A 16,334-nucleotide genomic window follows, 5' to 3' on the forward strand; every position below is an offset into this window, starting at 1 on the left:
TAATACTTCAATCGTTAATTGCGTTTATACTGTCTTGAAATCACAAAAGAAAATACAAATAAAGACCGAAGTGCGGGGCGCAATGCAATGAAAGACGACATTAATCAGGAGATCACCTTCCGCAAGCTGTCGGTTTTTATGATGTTTATGGTGAAGGGCAATATCGCCAGAACCGCAGAGGCGATGCAGCTGAGCGGCGTTAGCGTTCATCGGGCGCTGCACACCCTGGAAGAGGGGGTGGGCTGTCCGCTTTTTATCCATAAAGGACGGAATCTGTTACCGCTCCCGGCGGCGTGGACGCTGCTTGAATACTGCTAGGACGTGATGAGCCTGATGACTCGGGGACTGGAAGCAACGCGCAAAGTGGCGGGCGTTGGACAGGGGCGGCTGCGCATCGGTACGCTTTACTCCCTGACGCTGGAAACCGTGCCGCGCATTATTATGGGCATGAAGCTGCGCCGTCCTGAGCTGGAGCTGGATCTCACTATGGGCTCGAATCAGATGCTGCTGGATATGCTGGAAGATGATGCGCTGGATGCGATTCTGATTGCCACCAACGAAGGTGAGTTCAGCAATTCCGCTTTTGATGTGGTCCCGCTTTTCGAGGATGATATTTTCCTAGCTGCCCCGGCAACGGAGCAACTGGATACCAGCCAACCTGCCGAGCTGCGCGATTACGCTGAGCGTAAGTTTGTCTCGCTGGCGGAAGGGTTTGCCACCTATGCGGGCTTTCAGGATGCGTTTCAGGTAGCCGGATTTGAGCCGGAAATTGTCACCCGGGTTAACGACATCTTTTCAATGATTAGCCTGGTGCAGGCGGGGGTGGGGTTTGCGCTGCTGCCGGGACGCATGAAAAAAGTCTATGAAAACGACGTACAGCTGTTGAAGCTGGCGGAGCCATATCAGATGCGCCAGCTGATTTCGATTGTCTATTCACATCATCGCGAACGCGACGCCGACCTGCTGGCGCTGGCGGCAGAAGGGCGCATGTACGCCCGCAGCCTTAACCATTAAGCCGGATAGCCAGGTGACGAGCGACTTCCATGCCGCTGCACTCCAGCGAAATGCTCTCTCCTTGCCAGCCCGCCTGGCGGGTGAGACAGGTCAGAACGCCGCCCGGCGGCATCTCAATTGCCAGCCGCGCCTCGCGCTCATCGGCGGCAACCATCGCCTCCTGCCAGCGCACGGTACGCGCCATATTCAGCGCCAGATCGTCGGCGATTTTCCGCGGGTCCCAGAGCACGCGCGCCGTGGAGCCGCTCAAATACGCGCAGCGTGGGTGCTTGAGCGTGATGGCAGAAAAGGCCTTCGCCAGCTCCGCCGCCGGTTTATCCAGCAGCGCGCAGTGCGACGGTACGCTGACCGCCAGCCGCTGCGCTTTGCTGGCTCCCGCCTTCAGCGCCAGCTGTGCCACTCGCGCCATCTCTTCGTCGCGCCCGGCAATCACTATCTGCGTTTCGGCGTTAAGGTTGGCGATATACAGCTCGCTGTCGGCAATCAGCTTTTCTACGCTGTCGAGCGTCAGGCCCATAATGGCGGTAAGCCCGTAGCCGTGAGGATAAGCTTGCTCCATTAAATCGCCGCGTAGCGCCACCAGACGCAGGGCGTCGGCGAAGTCCAGCGCATCGGCAATCACCGCTGCCGGGAAAGCGCCGATCGACAGGCCGCTGACCATGTCCGGGTTTACGCCCTGGCGCTGAAGCTCCCGCGCCCAGGCAACACCGGTAATTAACAGGCACAACTGCACCGCGCGGGTATGTTGTAACGCGGCGGCGCTATCTAAAATATCGACTTCATCGCCAAGCACGGCGCGCGCTTCAGCCATAATATTCTGGCTATCGGGGATAGCGGCGAGCATACTTGAATGCTGGTTTCCCTGACCGGGAAAGGTAAAGAGAATTTTCATGCTTCCTCCCTGTTCCACGGCGTCTTGGTAAGACGCGCGCCGTGGGACGTCTTCAGCAGGGCGCGGCCATCGCGCAGCCACTCGTTAAGTGCGAAAGCTCCGGCTGGCGTTTCAACCTGGGTATCCGCCCGGCAGGGCAACTGGGCGACGCGGGATTGCCATTCGAGCAATGCCTCGCGGGCCACAGGCTGCGGGGCGCGAATGAGTAGATCCAGATCGCTGGTGGCGTGGAGAACGGGAATTTCGGTGGCCAGCGCGTAGCCGGTGCTGCCGGTAATGCCCCAACGCCACGGCCAGTCGTGCAGGGTCAGTGAAATAGCCGCCTGTAGCGGCGGCTGAGAGACAAACGGCGAGCGCAGAAGCAGCTGGCGGTCGGCGAGCGTTTCCGGGCTGATGGTACGAACGATATTCTCCATCCGTACCCAACCCGCCGCCCGCTGTTCGCGCTTCATACCCCGCACGCCCACCGGAATGCGGGCATCGGCATCAACGTCGCGTCGGACCACCACAGGCAGGCTGACTCGCCAGTGCTGGGCGACCCAGAGTTCCTCGGTGGCCTCCAGCGCACAGGCATGATTCAACCAGACTAAATCGTGAGGACGCGGCGTTGATGACATCGTTAGATCCCTGAAGTTAAAGTGATAAACAGCGGCAGCGACAGGATACACAGAACCGAGCTTAACAGCAGCACAGCTTCCGCATCCGGCGACTGCACGCCAAAGCGGTTACCGAACACCACGCCGAAGAAACCGGCCGCCAGGGCAATCATCAGAATCGCGGTGATGGCGATGGAGCCATGCAGACCGAGCAGCATCACCAGACCCCAGGCAATAAACGGTTGCACCAGCAGTTTGACGATGGTCGATGTGGCGATCAGCGTATTGAGCTGCAGCTTACGCGCCGACAGGATCACCCCGGTCAGGAACAGCGCTGCGGCGGTTGCCGCCAGGCCCAGCGGTTTAATGGAGGAGAGCAGCAGGTCCGGCATTTTGATACCGATGGCGGAAAGTACTACCCCCAGTAGCGGGCCCCAGACAATTGGTTTTTTCACCGAACGCCACATCAATACCGGCAGCATCGCCAGCGTTGAACCGCTGTTTTCTCCGGCTGCCAGCGCTTTTTCACGTTCCAGAATCAGCAGACAGAACGGCGTCATCAATACCGAGCCGCAGGCAATAGACACGGCGACCGAGAGCGAGGTTGACGCACCTTCGCCGAGCACGCTGCCAAGAATCGGCAGGCCGAGCGCAGCGTAGTTAGGCAGCGCCACGGTCAGGGTCAGCACGGCGGCATCCTGCGGTGAGCGCTTAAAGAGGCGGGTGGCGAGGAAGTAGATGGCCGCGTAGGTAATCCACATCGCGCCGGTGAGCACCAGCACCAGCGGTGATTGGGCGACGATGCCGCCCCACGGTGTCTGTACCGTGGCGCTGAACAGCGTCGCGGGCAGGGCGAAATCCATCACGAAAATGTTGAGCAGCGAGACGTTTTTGTTATCGACCATTTTGGCCTTACCGGCCCAGAAGCCCAGCAGCATGATGACAAAAATCGGCGCAAGAGCATGAATAATCACATAAGTCATAAATCACCTGTAAATAGAATAGAGTACTGGCGCGATTGTTATAATTTCTAAAAGCAGACTCTCCCCAAAGACACTCGATAAGTGCCTTTGGGTGGCTGCTTCCGGCAGGTTTTCTTTTACTTGGGACTGACTACCAGCTGGCGCGCATGCGATCGCGCACCTGTTGGGAACTACGACGGTTCTCCGCGCCCAGGCGGCACTTCAGGGTGGCATCCTGGCGGGCGTCAGCGATGGCGTCGCGCAGGGTGGTGGTGACCAGCGTCAGGTCGCGGGCGTCAGGGGCATCCGGATTGCTGATGTCGAGCAGGGCGGAGAGCAGGCCGAGCGTTGCGTAGTTGCTGACGTCATAGGCCATCGGCGGAATAGTTGCCGCCAGTTTCTCCAGCGCCTCAACAGTACGCAGGGTGATCCGCGCGGCAGACTCTTTGCCCATAGCATGAACCAGCACGCCGCTGTCGTTAAAGGCGATCAGGCGGTTGGCCTGGTAGCCGTGGGCCAGAAACGCCCCGGACATCGCTTTGCCGACAATCAGGCCAATCACCGGGTGACCAGCAAGACGCGCTTTGGCATAAGCGCCTGCCGCACCGGCCAGTGCCTGATGAATACCGAAGGCCTCTTCGCGGCGACCATAGGCCTGGCTGGGCACATCGATAACCGCAATGATTGGGCGCTTCACCGGGTTATCCGCATCGGCGTCGATCGTTTCGTTAACCACTTTCGCCAGCGTCCAGCCTTCAAGCAGGCCAACTTCGCCCTGAGCGGCGCGCGGGTAGTGGTTATTAGCATCCGGCACCACGGCGATAAAACGCACGGACTCGCCGTTAAAATCGGCATCGGCAACCTGTACTGACGGGCACAGACCGCTCATCAGCGGGGCATTCGGTGCCAGCTGGTTTAGCCACAGCGCGGCGCGATTAGTGAACTGACTCATTATTTCTCCTCCCGGGCGAATAGCTGTTTGATCTGCGCGGTATCCGCCTGCTGGCGGGTATCGAAGTGGGTCAAACGGGTCAGGAAATCATCATATTTGTCGCTGCGATGCTGGGCCGGTACGCCCTGGGCAATCGCCTCGTTCATCGCCGTTTTCACCGCGTTGACGCCGTCACCCACCAGCGCATCCACCAGGCCGCTGGCGTAGCGAATTTCGCCGCCGGTCATGCTCCAGATAAACGGACGGTCGCGGGAGTCATACTCTTCAATGCCTGCTTCCTGTTCGATAACCTGTGGCCCGTTGAGCCCCAGGCGCGCTTCACGAGTGACAATCAGGTAGCTGCACAGCGCTGCGGCGATGGACATCCCACCGAAGCAGCCGACGGTGCCGGTGATAATACCGACCACCGGGGTGTAGCGACGCAGGTCGACAATCGCGGCATGAATATCGGCGATAGTGGCAAGGCCCAGGTTGGCCTCCTGCAGACGCACGCCGCCGGTTTCCAGACACAGCACCGCCTGGGTGGGGATACCGTTGCGGTTATCTTCCGCCGCCAGTTCAAGCGCGGCGGCCATTTTCGCGCCGGAGACTTCGCCCATGCTGCCGCCCTGGAAGGTGCCTTCGATGGCGATCACCACCGCGGGTTGACCGTTAATGGTACCTTTCGCTACCACCATGCCGTCATCGGACTGCGGGACGATACCCTGCGCGCCTAGCCACGGCGACATGATGCCTTCGAACGGGTCGAGCAGCTCGCGATAGCTACCGTCGTCCAGCAGGATGCGGGCGCGTTCGCGGGCACGTAATTCGATAAAGCTGCGATCGTTACGCATGAGCCACCTCCTCAAAAACCTGTTCAATACGGATACGCGCCACGCCCGGCGTGGCGCCGAAATCGTGGATAACCAGCAGCCCGCCGGGCAGGCCGTTAACCAGGTTCAGGCGGTCGAACAGCGCGTTCCAGCGCGCCTGGCTGTTGTCCACCGAGGTGGTGATTTCTACGTTGAGCGTGTCGCTCTGTCCGGCGGTATAGAGCACTTCCATATCCCCGGAGCCTACAACGCCTGCCAGCGCTTTGCCGCTGAGGGCGCGGTTGGCAGGAAATGACAATTTGATCTGTTCCATAACATCCTCTGAATGCGTTAGGCGGAAACCCGGTCGAGAAACAGGGTGGCGGCAAGCAGATCCGCAGCGCCACCCGGCGAGGCGTTCTGCGCCAGCATCTGGGCATCAAGTCGCGCCAGAGCGGCTCGGCCCGCAGCTGTCGCACATCCTCCGGCGGTTAGCACCCCGGCTGCGCCTTGCTGCATGGCGTCAAGTCCCGCCATTCCGGCGCGGGAGAGCACGCAGGTATCGCTGAGCGAAGTCATAATCGCTATCAGCGCGTCGAGGCGGGCTTGCTCTTCGCTGGCCCCCTGTGCCCGGCTGCGCAGTAGCTGCGGCAGCGCCAGGGTGGTGATGTGCGGAAAAGCGCACTGCGCCTCTTCACGCGCACCCGGCACCTGCCAGCGGCGGCTGGCGCGCAGACCTTTACTAAAGGTCTTCGGCGCGCACGCGTCCGGCAAACGGGCGAGGGCGGCGGCAGTTTCCGCGATTTTCTGTGAATGACCTTTTCCCCCCAGCATGGCCGTTGCGCTGACCAGCAGGCCAAGGGCCCAGATAGCGCCGCGATGGGTGTTGACCCCCGCCGTCGCCTGCATCATCTGCGCTTCGCCTTCACGGCCCAGACGACCCACGGTCTCGCGCAGGGCGATATCAACCGGGCGCAGCCAGCTTTGCTGCGCCAGCGCGTGAAAAGTCGGTGTCAGGCTGTGGGCCGAGCGTTCCATTAGCGCCAGATTCAGGTCCTGATGCGCGCCGTTGCCACGGCTATCAACCAGGCCCGGTTTTGGGCTAAGGCGCGCTTCGTCGATCAGGCAGTCGCTGGCGATTTGCGCCAGACGCTGGGCCCGGGTTTCTGCGAGTTGGGGAGAGAGGTTTTTCATTACCAGCTCCGGAATTTTGCCGGTGGGTTGTACAGGCCGTCGGACCATTCCACCAGGTCGGCGACGCTGCCAGCGGCCAGCAACGAACGGGTGGCGTCGCTACGGCGAATACCGATATCTTCCGGGTAAACGACTTTTCCGCTGCGGCGTAGGTCGGCTACGCGTTTGGCGTCAACGCCGAGGCCGATATCGGTGATCCCGGCCACCGCAGCGACCATCGCCCGGCGCTCCTCAAGACTTTCCGCGCGATAGAGATAAGCGATGCCTTCTTCGGTCAGCACATGGGTGACGTCATCGCCGTAAATCATTACTGGCGCCAGCGGCATTCCGGAGGTTTTCGCCACTTCAATGGCATCCAGTTTTTCTACGAAGGTTGGTTTAACGCCCGCCTGGAAGGTTTCCACCATCTGCACCACCAGCTTTTTGCCGCGCTGCATTGGGTCCGGTTCGGTAATCATATTCAGCCAGGCCGGGGTGGCGTGACGACGACCGTGCGGGTCATGGCCCATATTCGGCGCACCGCCGAAGCCGGAAAGACGCCCGCGGGTGACGGTTGAGGAGTTGGCGTAGCCATCCACCTGGAGCGTCGAGCCGATAAACATATCCACCGCGTACTGGCCTGCCAGCTGGCAGAAGGCGCGGTTGGAGCGCATGGAGCCATCTGCGCCGGTAAAGAACACGTCAGGGCGGGCGCGGATGTACTCTTCCATCCCCAGTTCGCCGCCGAAGCAGTGCACGCTCTCCACCCAGCCGCTCTCAATCGCCGGGATGAGCGTCGGATGCGGGTTCAGGGTCCAGTGTTTACAGATTTTGCCCTTCAGGCCGAGCTGCTCGCCGTAGGTGGGCAGCAGCAGTTCGATGGCAGCGGTGTTAAAGCCGATGCCGTGGTTCAGTGACTGCACCTGATGCTCAGCGTAGATGCCTTTAATCGCCATCATCGCCATCAGAATATGTTCTTGCTTAATCAGGCGCGGGTCGCGGGTAAACAGCGGTTCGATAAAGAACGGTTTGTCGGCGACAACGACGTAGTCAATCCACGAACCGGGGATATCGACGCGCGGCAGGTCGCATTCGTCGTCGACCAGTTCGTTAACCTGCGCAATGACGATGCCGTCATGGAAAGCGGCGGCTTCAACCAGCGCCGGAGTATCTTCGGTACTTGCCCCGGTGTAGAGATTACCTTTGCGGTCGGCTTTGAAACCGGCAATCAGTGCGACGTTCGGCGACAGGTCGACGTACAGGCGGGAATAAAGTTCGATATAGGTGTGAATGGCACCAATTTCCAGCAGACCATCTTCCAGCAGTTGCGAAATGCGCAGGCTTTGGGTGCCGGAGAAGGAGAAATCGAGCTTGCGTGCGATGCCCTTTTCGAAGAGATCCAGATGCTCGCTGCGCCCGACGCTCGGCATAATCATATGCAGGTCGTGGATTTTTTGCGGGTTGACTTCCGCCAGCATCCGCGAGAGGAAATCGGCCTGTTTCTGGTTGTTGCCTTCCAGCACCACCCGGTCGCCGGGAGCCAGCAAATGTTCCAGAACCGCAACCAGCTGGTCGGTGGGAATGACTTTACCTGAGATCTTAGCCTCGGCCAGTCGCCGCTGTTTTTCCGTCCGGCGACGGTTCCAGACCCGTCCGGTCGTTTGTTCGGCACTCATTGTTAACCTCCTGATTCGACAAATCGTTTTGATTGTCCTGGTGTGGGAGTAAGTGTGCGTCCCGACGTGGCAGGCATCAATTAAGGCTGGCGGCGAATTGTTAGCGTGAGAGTAATAATTGGCGGGGGAGAGATGTGATGGCGATCAATAATGAAGGTGAATGATTGGTCTACGAGCAGGGGGGGATGTGTATAAAAAGAACCCGAGTCGGCATGGTTTAGGGACTGTTGCATTGGCGCTGCCGCTTCCCGGTGGCGCTGCGCTGACCGGGCTACGGGGTCACCGCAGTTTGCGGACAGGTAGCCCGGACAGGCGCGTTAAGCGCCGCCTCCGGGGAATGTGCTGGAGCTGATGCATTGGCGCTGCTGCTTCCTGGTGGCGCTGCGCTGACCGGGCTACGGGTTCACCGCCGTTTGCGGACAGGTAGCCCGGACAGGTGCGTCAAGCGCCGCCTCCGGGGAATGTGCTGGAGCTGATGCATTGGCGCTGCTGCTTCCTGGTGGCGCTGCGCTGACCGGGCTACGGGTTCACCGCCGTTTGCGGACAGGTAGCCCGGACAGATGCGCCAGCATCGCCTCCGGGGAAAGCGCGTGCAATGTCGTTAGTTTTTACTCAAATCACTCAGCAGAAAGGCAATACTTTGCCCGGCGACCGTCTGCTCGAGGGCGATTTTGACGATAATCGTCAGCGGCACCGATAGTAGCATTCCTACCGGTCCCAGCAGCCAGCCCCAGAAAATTAACGACAGGAATACCACCAGCGTTGATAACCCCAGTCCACGGCCCATAATGCGCGGTTCGAGGATGTTACCGAACACCAGGTTGATAATCAGATAGCCCGCCAGAACCACCAGCGCGTCGTACAAACCGCCAAACACCAGCACCTGCAAAATCGGCGGGATTGCCGCGAGAACCGAACCAATATTAGGAATGTAATTCAGCGCGAAAGCTAACAGTCCCCACATAAAGGCAAAACGCACATCGAGCAGCACCAGCATTCCCCAGACCACCAGGCCGGTTACCAGACTGATGGCGGTTTTTAACACCAGGTAGTGGGAGACACTGTCGAGGGCGCGCTGAATCGCCCCCATGCCTTCCACCGGTCGCGACATCAGCTGTTGCAGCTTGGCGGGTAGCTGCGGGACTTCCAGCAGCATAAACACCACCGTCAGCAGCAGCAGGAAGATAGAGGACATCGCGTTTGAAAGCTGAGTGAGCAGACTGGTGACCAGAGTCATTACTGCGTTAGGGTCAATATATTTATTAAGCTCAACCACCGAAACGGTAAAGCCGAAGCGCTGTAGCCACGGCGCAATGGTCTGCATCGGTTCATAGAGATAGTTGCGATACTGCGGCAGGGTACGCGCCAGCTCATTGAGAGAAGTCCCCAGCGAAGCCAGCAGTACGACGGCAAGCAGGACAATCAGGCCCACCAGCAGTGAAATGGCCAGCACTCTCGGCACCCGACAGCGCACCATAAGCTGAACCAGTGGGTTAATCACTACCGCCAGAAACAGTGCCAGCACGAAAGGGACGATGATATCCGCCGCGAAGCGAATGCCGGTCAGGATGATAACCATCATGCCGAGCATGATGACCATTTTTAAGCCGTTAAGCGTGATGATGGGTTTGGCCATACCGCTCCCTGCGAGAAAAAATGAGCTCTAATGTGTGTTTATTGTAGACGCTGGCAAAGTCGGCGTCTCAACGCGTTGCATCTGCTAGAAAGAAAAACGCGACCCATTAATAAAGAATTGCCAGAACGATATCATAATGTCGATTTTTATCAGAAAAAACTAATCAAAATAAAATACCCAAGGTAAAGAACTGCAAAGACTTTGAGTTAAATGTAGCATTATGGTACAAATCGGCTTGTGTATAACTACCGAGGACAATTTTCATCCGCAAATGATGAGAAGCAATAGCGCGGATAATTGTAATTTTATGGACAATCAGTTCAGGATGTTTATTTCTTATCACCCTGCAGTTTCCCTCTCTCACTCCCGTTTTCTTGGCGAGCAGCACTGGCGCTCGGCGCTTTAGTCTTCTTCTCTCTGCCTGAGCTGGCGCGCTGCGCACGGCTAAAATAACGTCAGAATTTTTCCGGTTTACTCGAGTAAGCCGCTGTGGATTATATTCTCAAGCAGGAGAAGGGATCATGTTTTATTGGATTTTATTAGCTTTAGCTATCGTTGCTGAAATTACCGGCACGCTATCGATGAAATGGGCTAGCGTAAGCGGTGGACATACTGGCTTTATTTTGATGCTGGTGATGATTGCCCTTTCATATATTTTTCTGGCCTTCGCGGTCAAAAAAATCGCCCTTGGCGTAGCCTACGCCCTATGGGAAGGGATCGGTATTTTACTGATCACTATTTTCAGCGTGCTGTTGTTTGATGAGACGCTATCGGCGATAAAAATTGCTGGCCTGGTCACCCTGGTCGCCGGGATCGTATTAATCAAGTCCGGGACGCAAAAAACGGTGAAACAGCGCAAGGAGAGAACTCATGCAACAGTTTGAGTGGGTTCATGGCGCCTGGCTGGCGCTGGCGATTGTGCTGGAAATCATCGCGAACGTTTTTCTGAAGTTTTCCGACGGGTTCCGGCGTAAATTCTACGGCGTAATGTCGCTGGCTGCGGTCCTTGGCGCATTTAGCGCGCTTTCGCAGGCGGTCAAGGGGATTGACCTGTCGGTGGCCTACGCGCTGTGGGGCGGTTTCGGCATTGCGGCAACCATTGCTGCTGGTTGGGTGCTGTTTGGTCAACGTCTGAATTATAAAGGCTGGGCCGGACTTATCCTGCTGGTGGCAGGCATGGTATTAATTAAACTTGCCTGATGTGATGCTGCTCGCGAATGCGGGCAGCAAAATCTGTTCTCTGTATTACGCTTTAAAAAGAGCCAGTTCGGCGCATCTCCCGGCTGGCCGTGATGAGGACAGAACATGATTCACTCGTTAGGTTGGCGCAATATTCCCTCCGCCAGAACGCTTTCCGTCATGATCGTCCTCGCCGGGGTCGGCTTAATCGTGTCTGTTATTTCTCTACTCTATCTCTCTCAACATCTGATAGGCCTCAAAGCCAACGAAATCGACAAGCATCGCTCGGTGCTATCGGTGAATGGCGCAGTACAGACCTCGGTCAACCGCGTGCTGTCCCTGGTGCTGGATAATTCTATCTGGGACGACGCGGTCACTCAGGCCTATGCCACTAAACTCGATCCGAAATGGCTCTACAACTCATGGGGGTCGGGCTTTAAAATTAATAATCTCTATGACGGCACGTTCGTGCTGGACCAGAACCACCACGTACTGTGGGGATCGTTCCGCAGCCAGTCCTTTACTGAGCAGGATACGCAATTTTTAGGCAGCGGTTTCCAGACGCTTATTACGCAACATGCTGGAGAGCTACGCAGCGGTAAAAGTGCCTTTGCCGGGATTACGCGCACCCGCGCGGGGATTGCCTTTGTGGGTATCGGCCTGATTCGCCCAACGGTCGGGCGTTTGCAGGTTTATGATGACACCCGCCGCTACCTGGTGATCACCCGCCATATCAACCCGCAAATGCTCGAACGCCTGGGGGATACGTTTCAGATTCGTAATCTACATGTCACGCTGACCGGCGGCGAATACAGCATTCCGCTGCTCACTCAGGCCGGGGAAATCGTTGGTTATCTTAGCTGGCAGCCCCGGCTCCCCGGTGCAGAAGCCTCAAAAGCGGCATCGAACAGCATTCGGCTGATTGCTGCGGTAGCGGCGGGGTTGATCCTGCTGTTTATTCTCTTTAGTAGCCTTGGGCTGTACAAGCTGGCGCGCGGCGAAAAGCTGGCGCGCAATATCGCCATGACCGACTGGCTCAGCCGCTTGCCCAACCGTAGGGCGCTGATCGAGCGGCTTAATCAGGTCTGCGAAAAATCGCAGTATGAAACGCAAAGCGTGGTATTTATCGACCTCGACGGCTTCAAAGACGTCAATGATAATTATGGCCATGATGTTGGCGATGCGCTGATCACCTATATTGCGAAAGAATTGCGGGAGCGCGTTCCTTCTGGTGGGATGCTGGCGCGGATGGGCGGCGATGAGTTCGCGATGACAATCAGCGGGGAGCTGGCGGTCAATCAGGCGTCGGCATTTGCCTGGGCGGTGTTGGAAATGCTGAAAGCCCCCGTCACCTTAAACGATCGCAAAATCTATATCAGCGCCAGTATCGGTATCGCCAGCGGCGTTCCGGCGACCTGTTCCAGTACCGAGCTGTTTCGTCGTGCCGATATTGCCATGTACCACTCGAAGAAAACCGGCAAAGGGCGCACAACCTGGTATGACGAAGCGCTTAGCGACGCGCGGCAATATCAGCTCAATATCGAAAACGGCATCCGTCAGGGGCTGGAAAATGAAGAGTTTGATGTCTGGTATCAGCCGATAGTCAACGCCGACACGCTGGTGATGGAAGGAGTGGAAGCGCTGCTGCGCTGGCCGCGACGCCCTCAAGGGGCGCTACCGCCGGATGCGTTTATCGGCATTGCCGAGAGCAGCGGCCTGATCTACGCCCTCGGCCAGTTTGTCCTCTATCGCGCCTGCTGTGACCTGCAGCCGATGGGTGACCTGCTGCTGTCGGTGAATATTTCACCGGCGCAGTTCCGTGACCCGGAATTTGAGTCGCGAGTGGTACAGGTGCTTGGACGCTGCCATTTCCCAGCCCGCCGATTACAGCTTGAGATCACCGAGAGCTATGTTCTGGAAAATCCCGATCGCGCGAGAGCGGCGATTGAGAATTTAAAATCGCTGGGCATTGCGGTGGCGCTGGATGATTTCGGTACCGGATACTCAAGCATCGGTTATTTACGCAGCTTCAGCTTTGACAGCCTCAAAATTGATAAATCGCTGGCCGGGCTGGTGGATGTCGATACCCAGGCGGCGGAGCTGGTACGCGGTACCGTGCGTATTGCCGGGGCGCTAGGCATTACGGTAGTGGCGGAAGGCGTTGAAAATCAGCAACAGCTGGCGCTGCTGCGTCGTGCGGGATGCGACAGATTGCAGGGGTTCTATTTCAGCGAGCCGATGCCCGTCGCTTCTTTACTACAGCTGCGCCAGCAGCAGGGCTGACCGCTTATTGGGCGGCCAGAGTTTCCAGTTTGTCGCGAAAACCGGTCACCGATATGGCTCGATTATCCGCCCGCCAGCGATCTTTAGGTCCCGGAGCCGAACTCTGTACCGCAATAACCTGCCAACCCGTGTCGGTTTTCAGCAGCAGCGGGGAACCGCTATCGCCCGGTAAGGTGTCGCACTGATGCGACAGCACCGACGTCTGCGCCCAGCCGGTCACCACACAATCTTCATGAGTGTAGAGATTATCCAGATGATCTTCCGGATAGCCGGACTGCGTGACTTTGCGTTCAGCGGTCTTCAGCGCGGCGGTCAAATCGGCCTTATTGCCGCTAAAAATGGGTATCGGCGTAATTCCTGAGGGGGCATAGCGCAGCATGATAAGGCCAAAATCCCACGGTGCTGCCGCGGAGGGCACTATCCAGCCATCGCCGTCGGCCTTCAGCCGTTTACCCAGCGATGGGTCAACCCGGCCTTCAATACCGTGAATTTCATACACCCATCCCCCTTTACGCGAGATGAAGCGCAGCGCAACGGGTTTATCCGGCTTGCCTTTGGGCGGCGTAAGCAGGCAGTGCCCGGCGGTCAGCGCCAGATTGGGCGCAATCAGCGTGGCGGTGCAGAGGTTGCCGCTGGCGGTTTCCAGTTGCCCGATAGCGTCCCACGGCGTATCTGTGGGGTTATTCACCGGTTTACGATCATCATGACCGAAAAACAGCGTCTTAATATCTTTTGCACTCATGCCATCATCATCAGCCTGAGCTAGCGCGGGAAATAGACAAAATGAACACAGTAATAACAGTACGTCTCTACGCATATCACTCTCTGGGGAGTTAATTATGTATATTGAAAGTAGCAGCAGATTTAAGTTTATGAAAGTTAAGAATAATTTTAATGAAGCCCTAACGCCCGTAAAAGCAGAAAAAACAGTCCTTTTTACGTAGGTGAATAGCGTAATTTCAAACGGTTAACATCGATTTTCTGCTGCGCTATTTCCGCAGAAACAGGGGGCGGAAGCAACATAAATCGTGTATCCGAACGTACAGCATCCTGCGCGGGGTAAAAAGCTTTCTTACTGCAGATTTTTCTTAAGGTGAGTGTTCCAGAAGGCGATGTTACTGGTTAAACAAGAGCTATCTATAAAAGAACAAATACTTCTTTACCTGTTTCTCAATTACTTTCAAAGCGAAACATTTTCTCACCCAAAACGTTGTTATTGCTATCACCTTGTTGAGCAAATAGAGATGTTGTCCCGGCGATGATATCTGCAATCTCTCATTACCCGATGTACGGGAGGGTCTATGTCTAAACAAGGTATTCGCGCATTAGTTTACGTTTCTCTGGTGTCCGCCATGATTTGGGGCACCACGGGCTATCTGCTGGTCACGGCGGTTCATGTCTTGTAAACAGGCGCTTGCCCCTGGCGAGTGATACTGTCAGGGAGAGACTCGGGAACATGCTGATGCAAAAAGTCGTGCAGCAATGCGATGGGCTGTGAGTTAAGCGTGTTTTTGGGCCACACCATATAGTATCCCTCGCCGGTGGCAACGGCTGTCGAAAAGGGCAGCGCCAGCAGTCCGGCGCGGATCGCCGGTAGATTGAGCAGCAGATCGCCAATACTGACGCCGTGGCCGCTCATGGCTGCCATGGTGCCTTGTTCCAGGGTATCAAAAACTAAGCCCTGACTAATATTCGGCTGTTGTTGTTGTTGCCCGCAATATTGCAGCCACCGCCGCCAGTCCCGACGATCGGTCGAAGGGTGAATCAGCGTGCAGGTGGCTAAATCCTGCAGGGCCTTTTGTTGCATCCCCGGTGCGCAAAGCGGGATGAGCCATTCGGCAAACAGCAGACTACAGACATTATCGTCGCCAAAATTACCGTCGCCGAGCAGGATCGCGCAGTCAAACGGCTCCTGAGCGAAATCGACGCAGTCCCGGTCCATCCACAGGCTACTCATTTCAACTTCCGGGCGCTGATGCTGCTGGCGAAACTGTTGCAGAACGTCCAGTAACCAGCGCATGGTGAGGGTGGACGGCACTTTCAGCCGTAGCTTTCCCGCCTGACGGCGCAGGGTCTGACAGGCCCGGTCAATCGCCGAGAAACTCTCTTCTAATGCTTTCGCCAGCTGCTGTCCTGCGTCGGTAACCGTGACTTTTGGTCCATGGCGAAAAAAGAGCTGGCACTCAAACCACGCTCCCAGGGTGCTGACATGGCGGCTGACGGCTCCGGGCGTGACGTGTAGCGCGGCGGCGGCCTTGCTAAATGAGCCAAGACGCGCGGCGGTTTCAAAGGCGCGCAGAGCGTAGAGCGGCGGCATCGACATCGACTATTACTCTCTATATTGAGTAAAACTCACATTGAAGCTCACTATTTGTCGTTTTTCAACTCTGAAATCAAGGCGGAATATAGCGTCTTTATCATCGAATAGTGAGTTCAGTTCATGGATTTTTCATTGCTTGCAGCCTACTGCCTGACGGTACTGGCGCTGATTGCCACGCCGGGGCCGGTGGTGTTATTGGTCACCGGAGCCGCGGCGCGCGAAGGGTATGCCAGCGCGGTACGCACAATGGTCGGGGGAAATCTGGCTTCGTTAGTTTTGATTGCCGCGGCAGCCGCGATGCTGACGGGGCTGGTGGCGTTAGATCCACGAGCGTTGACGCTGCTGGCGATTGCCGGGTCGCTGTATATCATCAAGCTTGCGTTGGGTATGTTGCGGGAGAGAGCGGCACCAGGGAGCGTATCGGTGAAGCGGAGCGGGGTGATGGCAGGGTTTGTGACGGCACTAAGCAACCCGAAAGATATTCTCTTTTTTGCCGCTTTTTTTCCGCAGTTTATTCATATCACCGCCAGTATCGGTTTGAGTCTGGGGCTGTTAACGATGGTGTGGGTGATTATCGACCTGAGCGTACTGTCGCTCTATATTCTGGCGATTCGTCGCTGGTTAACGGCGCACTATGCGAGGAAGTTGACCTCGGTATCGGCGCTATTCTTGCTGTTTTTGGCCCTGTATGGCCTGGGCTATAACCTCTGGCAGCTAACGGTTCAATAGAGGAAAAAGCGGCTGGCGATCAGCGCGCAGATAATCAGTAATATCAGGATGAGCTCAAAACGATAGCGCCGCAGCATGGTGCTCTCCAGAAAAAAACGGCGCTGAAGCAGCGCCGATATCATATCAAACAG

Annotated in this window: 17 protein-coding genes and 1 pseudogene; 6 read left to right on the forward strand and 12 right to left on the reverse strand. The window is 57.0% G+C overall.

Features of this window, described 5'->3' with window-relative positions:
- Nucleotides 1-87 precede the first annotated feature (87 nt).
- Nucleotides 88-1,014: pseudogene (locus AC07P6_RS14495) on the forward strand (LysR family transcriptional regulator).
- Here the strand turns inward: AC07P6_RS14495 and mdcH are convergent.
- The 9 genes from mdcH to AC07P6_RS14540 all read right to left on the reverse strand — a co-directional run bounded on the left by mdcH (nucleotide 1,004) and on the right by AC07P6_RS14540 (nucleotide 9,692).
- A complete protein-coding gene (gene mdcH, locus AC07P6_RS14500) occupies nucleotides 1,004-1,906 on the reverse strand; it encodes a malonate decarboxylase subunit epsilon (RefSeq protein ID WP_478316759.1) in 903 nt (300 codons plus the stop codon). The pseudogene AC07P6_RS14495 and the gene mdcH overlap by 11 nt on opposite strands.
- A complete protein-coding gene (locus AC07P6_RS14505) occupies nucleotides 1,903-2,523 on the reverse strand; it encodes a malonate decarboxylase holo-ACP synthase (RefSeq protein WP_478316761.1) in 621 nt (206 codons plus the stop codon). Before AC07P6_RS14505 ends, mdcH begins: the two co-directional genes overlap by 4 nt.
- Before the next feature lie 2 nt (nucleotides 2,524-2,525).
- Entirely contained in the window at nucleotides 2,526-3,485 is a 960-nt protein-coding gene (locus AC07P6_RS14510; protein ID WP_478316763.1) for an AEC family transporter, read from the reverse strand.
- 130 nt (nucleotides 3,486-3,615) lie between these two features.
- Entirely contained in the window at nucleotides 3,616-4,416 is an 801-nt protein-coding gene (mdcE, locus tag AC07P6_RS14515) for a biotin-independent malonate decarboxylase subunit gamma (protein ID WP_142463103.1), read from the reverse strand.
- Nucleotides 4,416-5,249, reverse strand: a complete 834-nt coding sequence (locus tag AC07P6_RS14520; protein ID WP_478316764.1) for a biotin-independent malonate decarboxylase subunit beta — start codon at nucleotides 5,247-5,249, stop codon at nucleotides 4,416-4,418. Before AC07P6_RS14520 ends, mdcE begins: the two co-directional genes overlap by 1 nt.
- Entirely contained in the window at nucleotides 5,242-5,541 is a 300-nt protein-coding gene (mdcC, locus tag AC07P6_RS14525; RefSeq protein WP_142463105.1) for a malonate decarboxylase acyl carrier protein, read from the reverse strand. The genes AC07P6_RS14520 and mdcC overlap by 8 nt, the downstream gene beginning before the upstream one ends.
- 17 nt (nucleotides 5,542-5,558) lie before the next feature.
- Nucleotides 5,559-6,401, reverse strand: coding sequence for a triphosphoribosyl-dephospho-CoA synthase (locus AC07P6_RS14530; RefSeq protein WP_478316766.1), 843 nt, complete (start codon nucleotides 6,399-6,401; stop codon nucleotides 5,559-5,561).
- Nucleotides 6,401-8,056 carry a malonate decarboxylase subunit alpha gene (gene mdcA, locus AC07P6_RS14535; protein WP_434663483.1) on the reverse strand — a complete coding sequence of 552 codons (1,656 nt, stop codon included), beginning with the start codon at nucleotides 8,054-8,056 and terminating at the stop codon, nucleotides 6,401-6,403. The genes AC07P6_RS14530 and mdcA overlap by 1 nt, the downstream gene beginning before the upstream one ends.
- Before the next feature lie 601 nt (nucleotides 8,057-8,657).
- On the reverse strand, nucleotides 8,658-9,692 hold the full coding sequence (locus AC07P6_RS14540) for an AI-2E family transporter (protein WP_181486064.1): 1,035 nt from the start codon (nucleotides 9,690-9,692) through the stop codon (nucleotides 8,658-8,660).
- 325 nt (nucleotides 9,693-10,017) lie between these two features.
- On the opposite strand from AC07P6_RS14540, the gene AC07P6_RS14545 reads away from it, so the two are divergent.
- From AC07P6_RS14545 to AC07P6_RS14560, 4 genes are all read left to right on the forward strand, one after another.
- A complete protein-coding gene (locus tag AC07P6_RS14545; protein WP_475700985.1) occupies nucleotides 10,018-10,098 on the forward strand; it encodes a hypothetical protein in 81 nt (26 codons plus the stop codon).
- Between the two features lie 115 nt (nucleotides 10,099-10,213).
- Nucleotides 10,214-10,576 (forward strand): multidrug/spermidine efflux SMR transporter subunit MdtJ, encoded by a 363-nt coding sequence (gene mdtJ / locus AC07P6_RS14550; protein WP_182239095.1) that lies wholly within the window; start codon nucleotides 10,214-10,216, stop codon nucleotides 10,574-10,576.
- Nucleotides 10,563-10,892 carry a multidrug/spermidine efflux SMR transporter subunit MdtI gene (gene mdtI, locus AC07P6_RS14555; RefSeq protein WP_181486065.1) on the forward strand — a complete coding sequence of 110 codons (330 nt, stop codon included), beginning with the start codon at nucleotides 10,563-10,565 and terminating at the stop codon, nucleotides 10,890-10,892. The genes mdtJ and mdtI overlap by 14 nt, the downstream gene beginning before the upstream one ends.
- 105 nt (nucleotides 10,893-10,997) lie before the next feature.
- Nucleotides 10,998-13,154, forward strand: coding sequence for a putative bifunctional diguanylate cyclase/phosphodiesterase (locus AC07P6_RS14560; protein ID WP_478316767.1), 2,157 nt, complete (start codon nucleotides 10,998-11,000; stop codon nucleotides 13,152-13,154).
- A gap of 4 nt (nucleotides 13,155-13,158) precedes the next feature.
- Here AC07P6_RS14560 and AC07P6_RS14565 read toward each other — a convergent pair whose 3' ends face one another.
- Both AC07P6_RS14565 and AC07P6_RS14570 read right to left on the reverse strand, forming a co-directional pair.
- Nucleotides 13,159-13,971, reverse strand: coding sequence for a trypsin-like serine peptidase (locus AC07P6_RS14565; RefSeq protein WP_478316768.1), 813 nt, complete (start codon nucleotides 13,969-13,971; stop codon nucleotides 13,159-13,161).
- A gap of 576 nt (nucleotides 13,972-14,547) precedes the next feature.
- Nucleotides 14,548-15,477: a LysR substrate-binding domain-containing protein gene (locus AC07P6_RS14570; protein ID WP_478316770.1), complete on the reverse strand. Its 930-nt coding sequence runs from the start codon at nucleotides 15,475-15,477 to the stop codon at nucleotides 14,548-14,550.
- A 117-nt stretch (nucleotides 15,478-15,594) separates the two neighbouring features.
- Between AC07P6_RS14570 and AC07P6_RS14575 the strand changes: the two genes are divergently transcribed.
- On the forward strand, nucleotides 15,595-16,203 hold the full coding sequence (locus AC07P6_RS14575; protein WP_478316772.1) for a LysE family translocator: 609 nt from the start codon (nucleotides 15,595-15,597) through the stop codon (nucleotides 16,201-16,203).
- Here AC07P6_RS14575 and ydgU read toward each other — a convergent pair.
- Nucleotides 16,197-16,325 carry a small membrane protein YdgU gene (gene ydgU / locus AC07P6_RS14580; RefSeq protein ID WP_112214323.1) on the reverse strand — a complete coding sequence of 43 codons (129 nt, stop codon included), beginning with the start codon at nucleotides 16,323-16,325 and terminating at the stop codon, nucleotides 16,197-16,199. The two genes, AC07P6_RS14575 and ydgU, sit on opposite strands and share 7 nt — an antisense overlap.
- Between the last annotated feature and the right edge of the window lie 9 nt (nucleotides 16,326-16,334).

The organism is Klebsiella sp. GFKo11, from assembly GCF_056490265.1.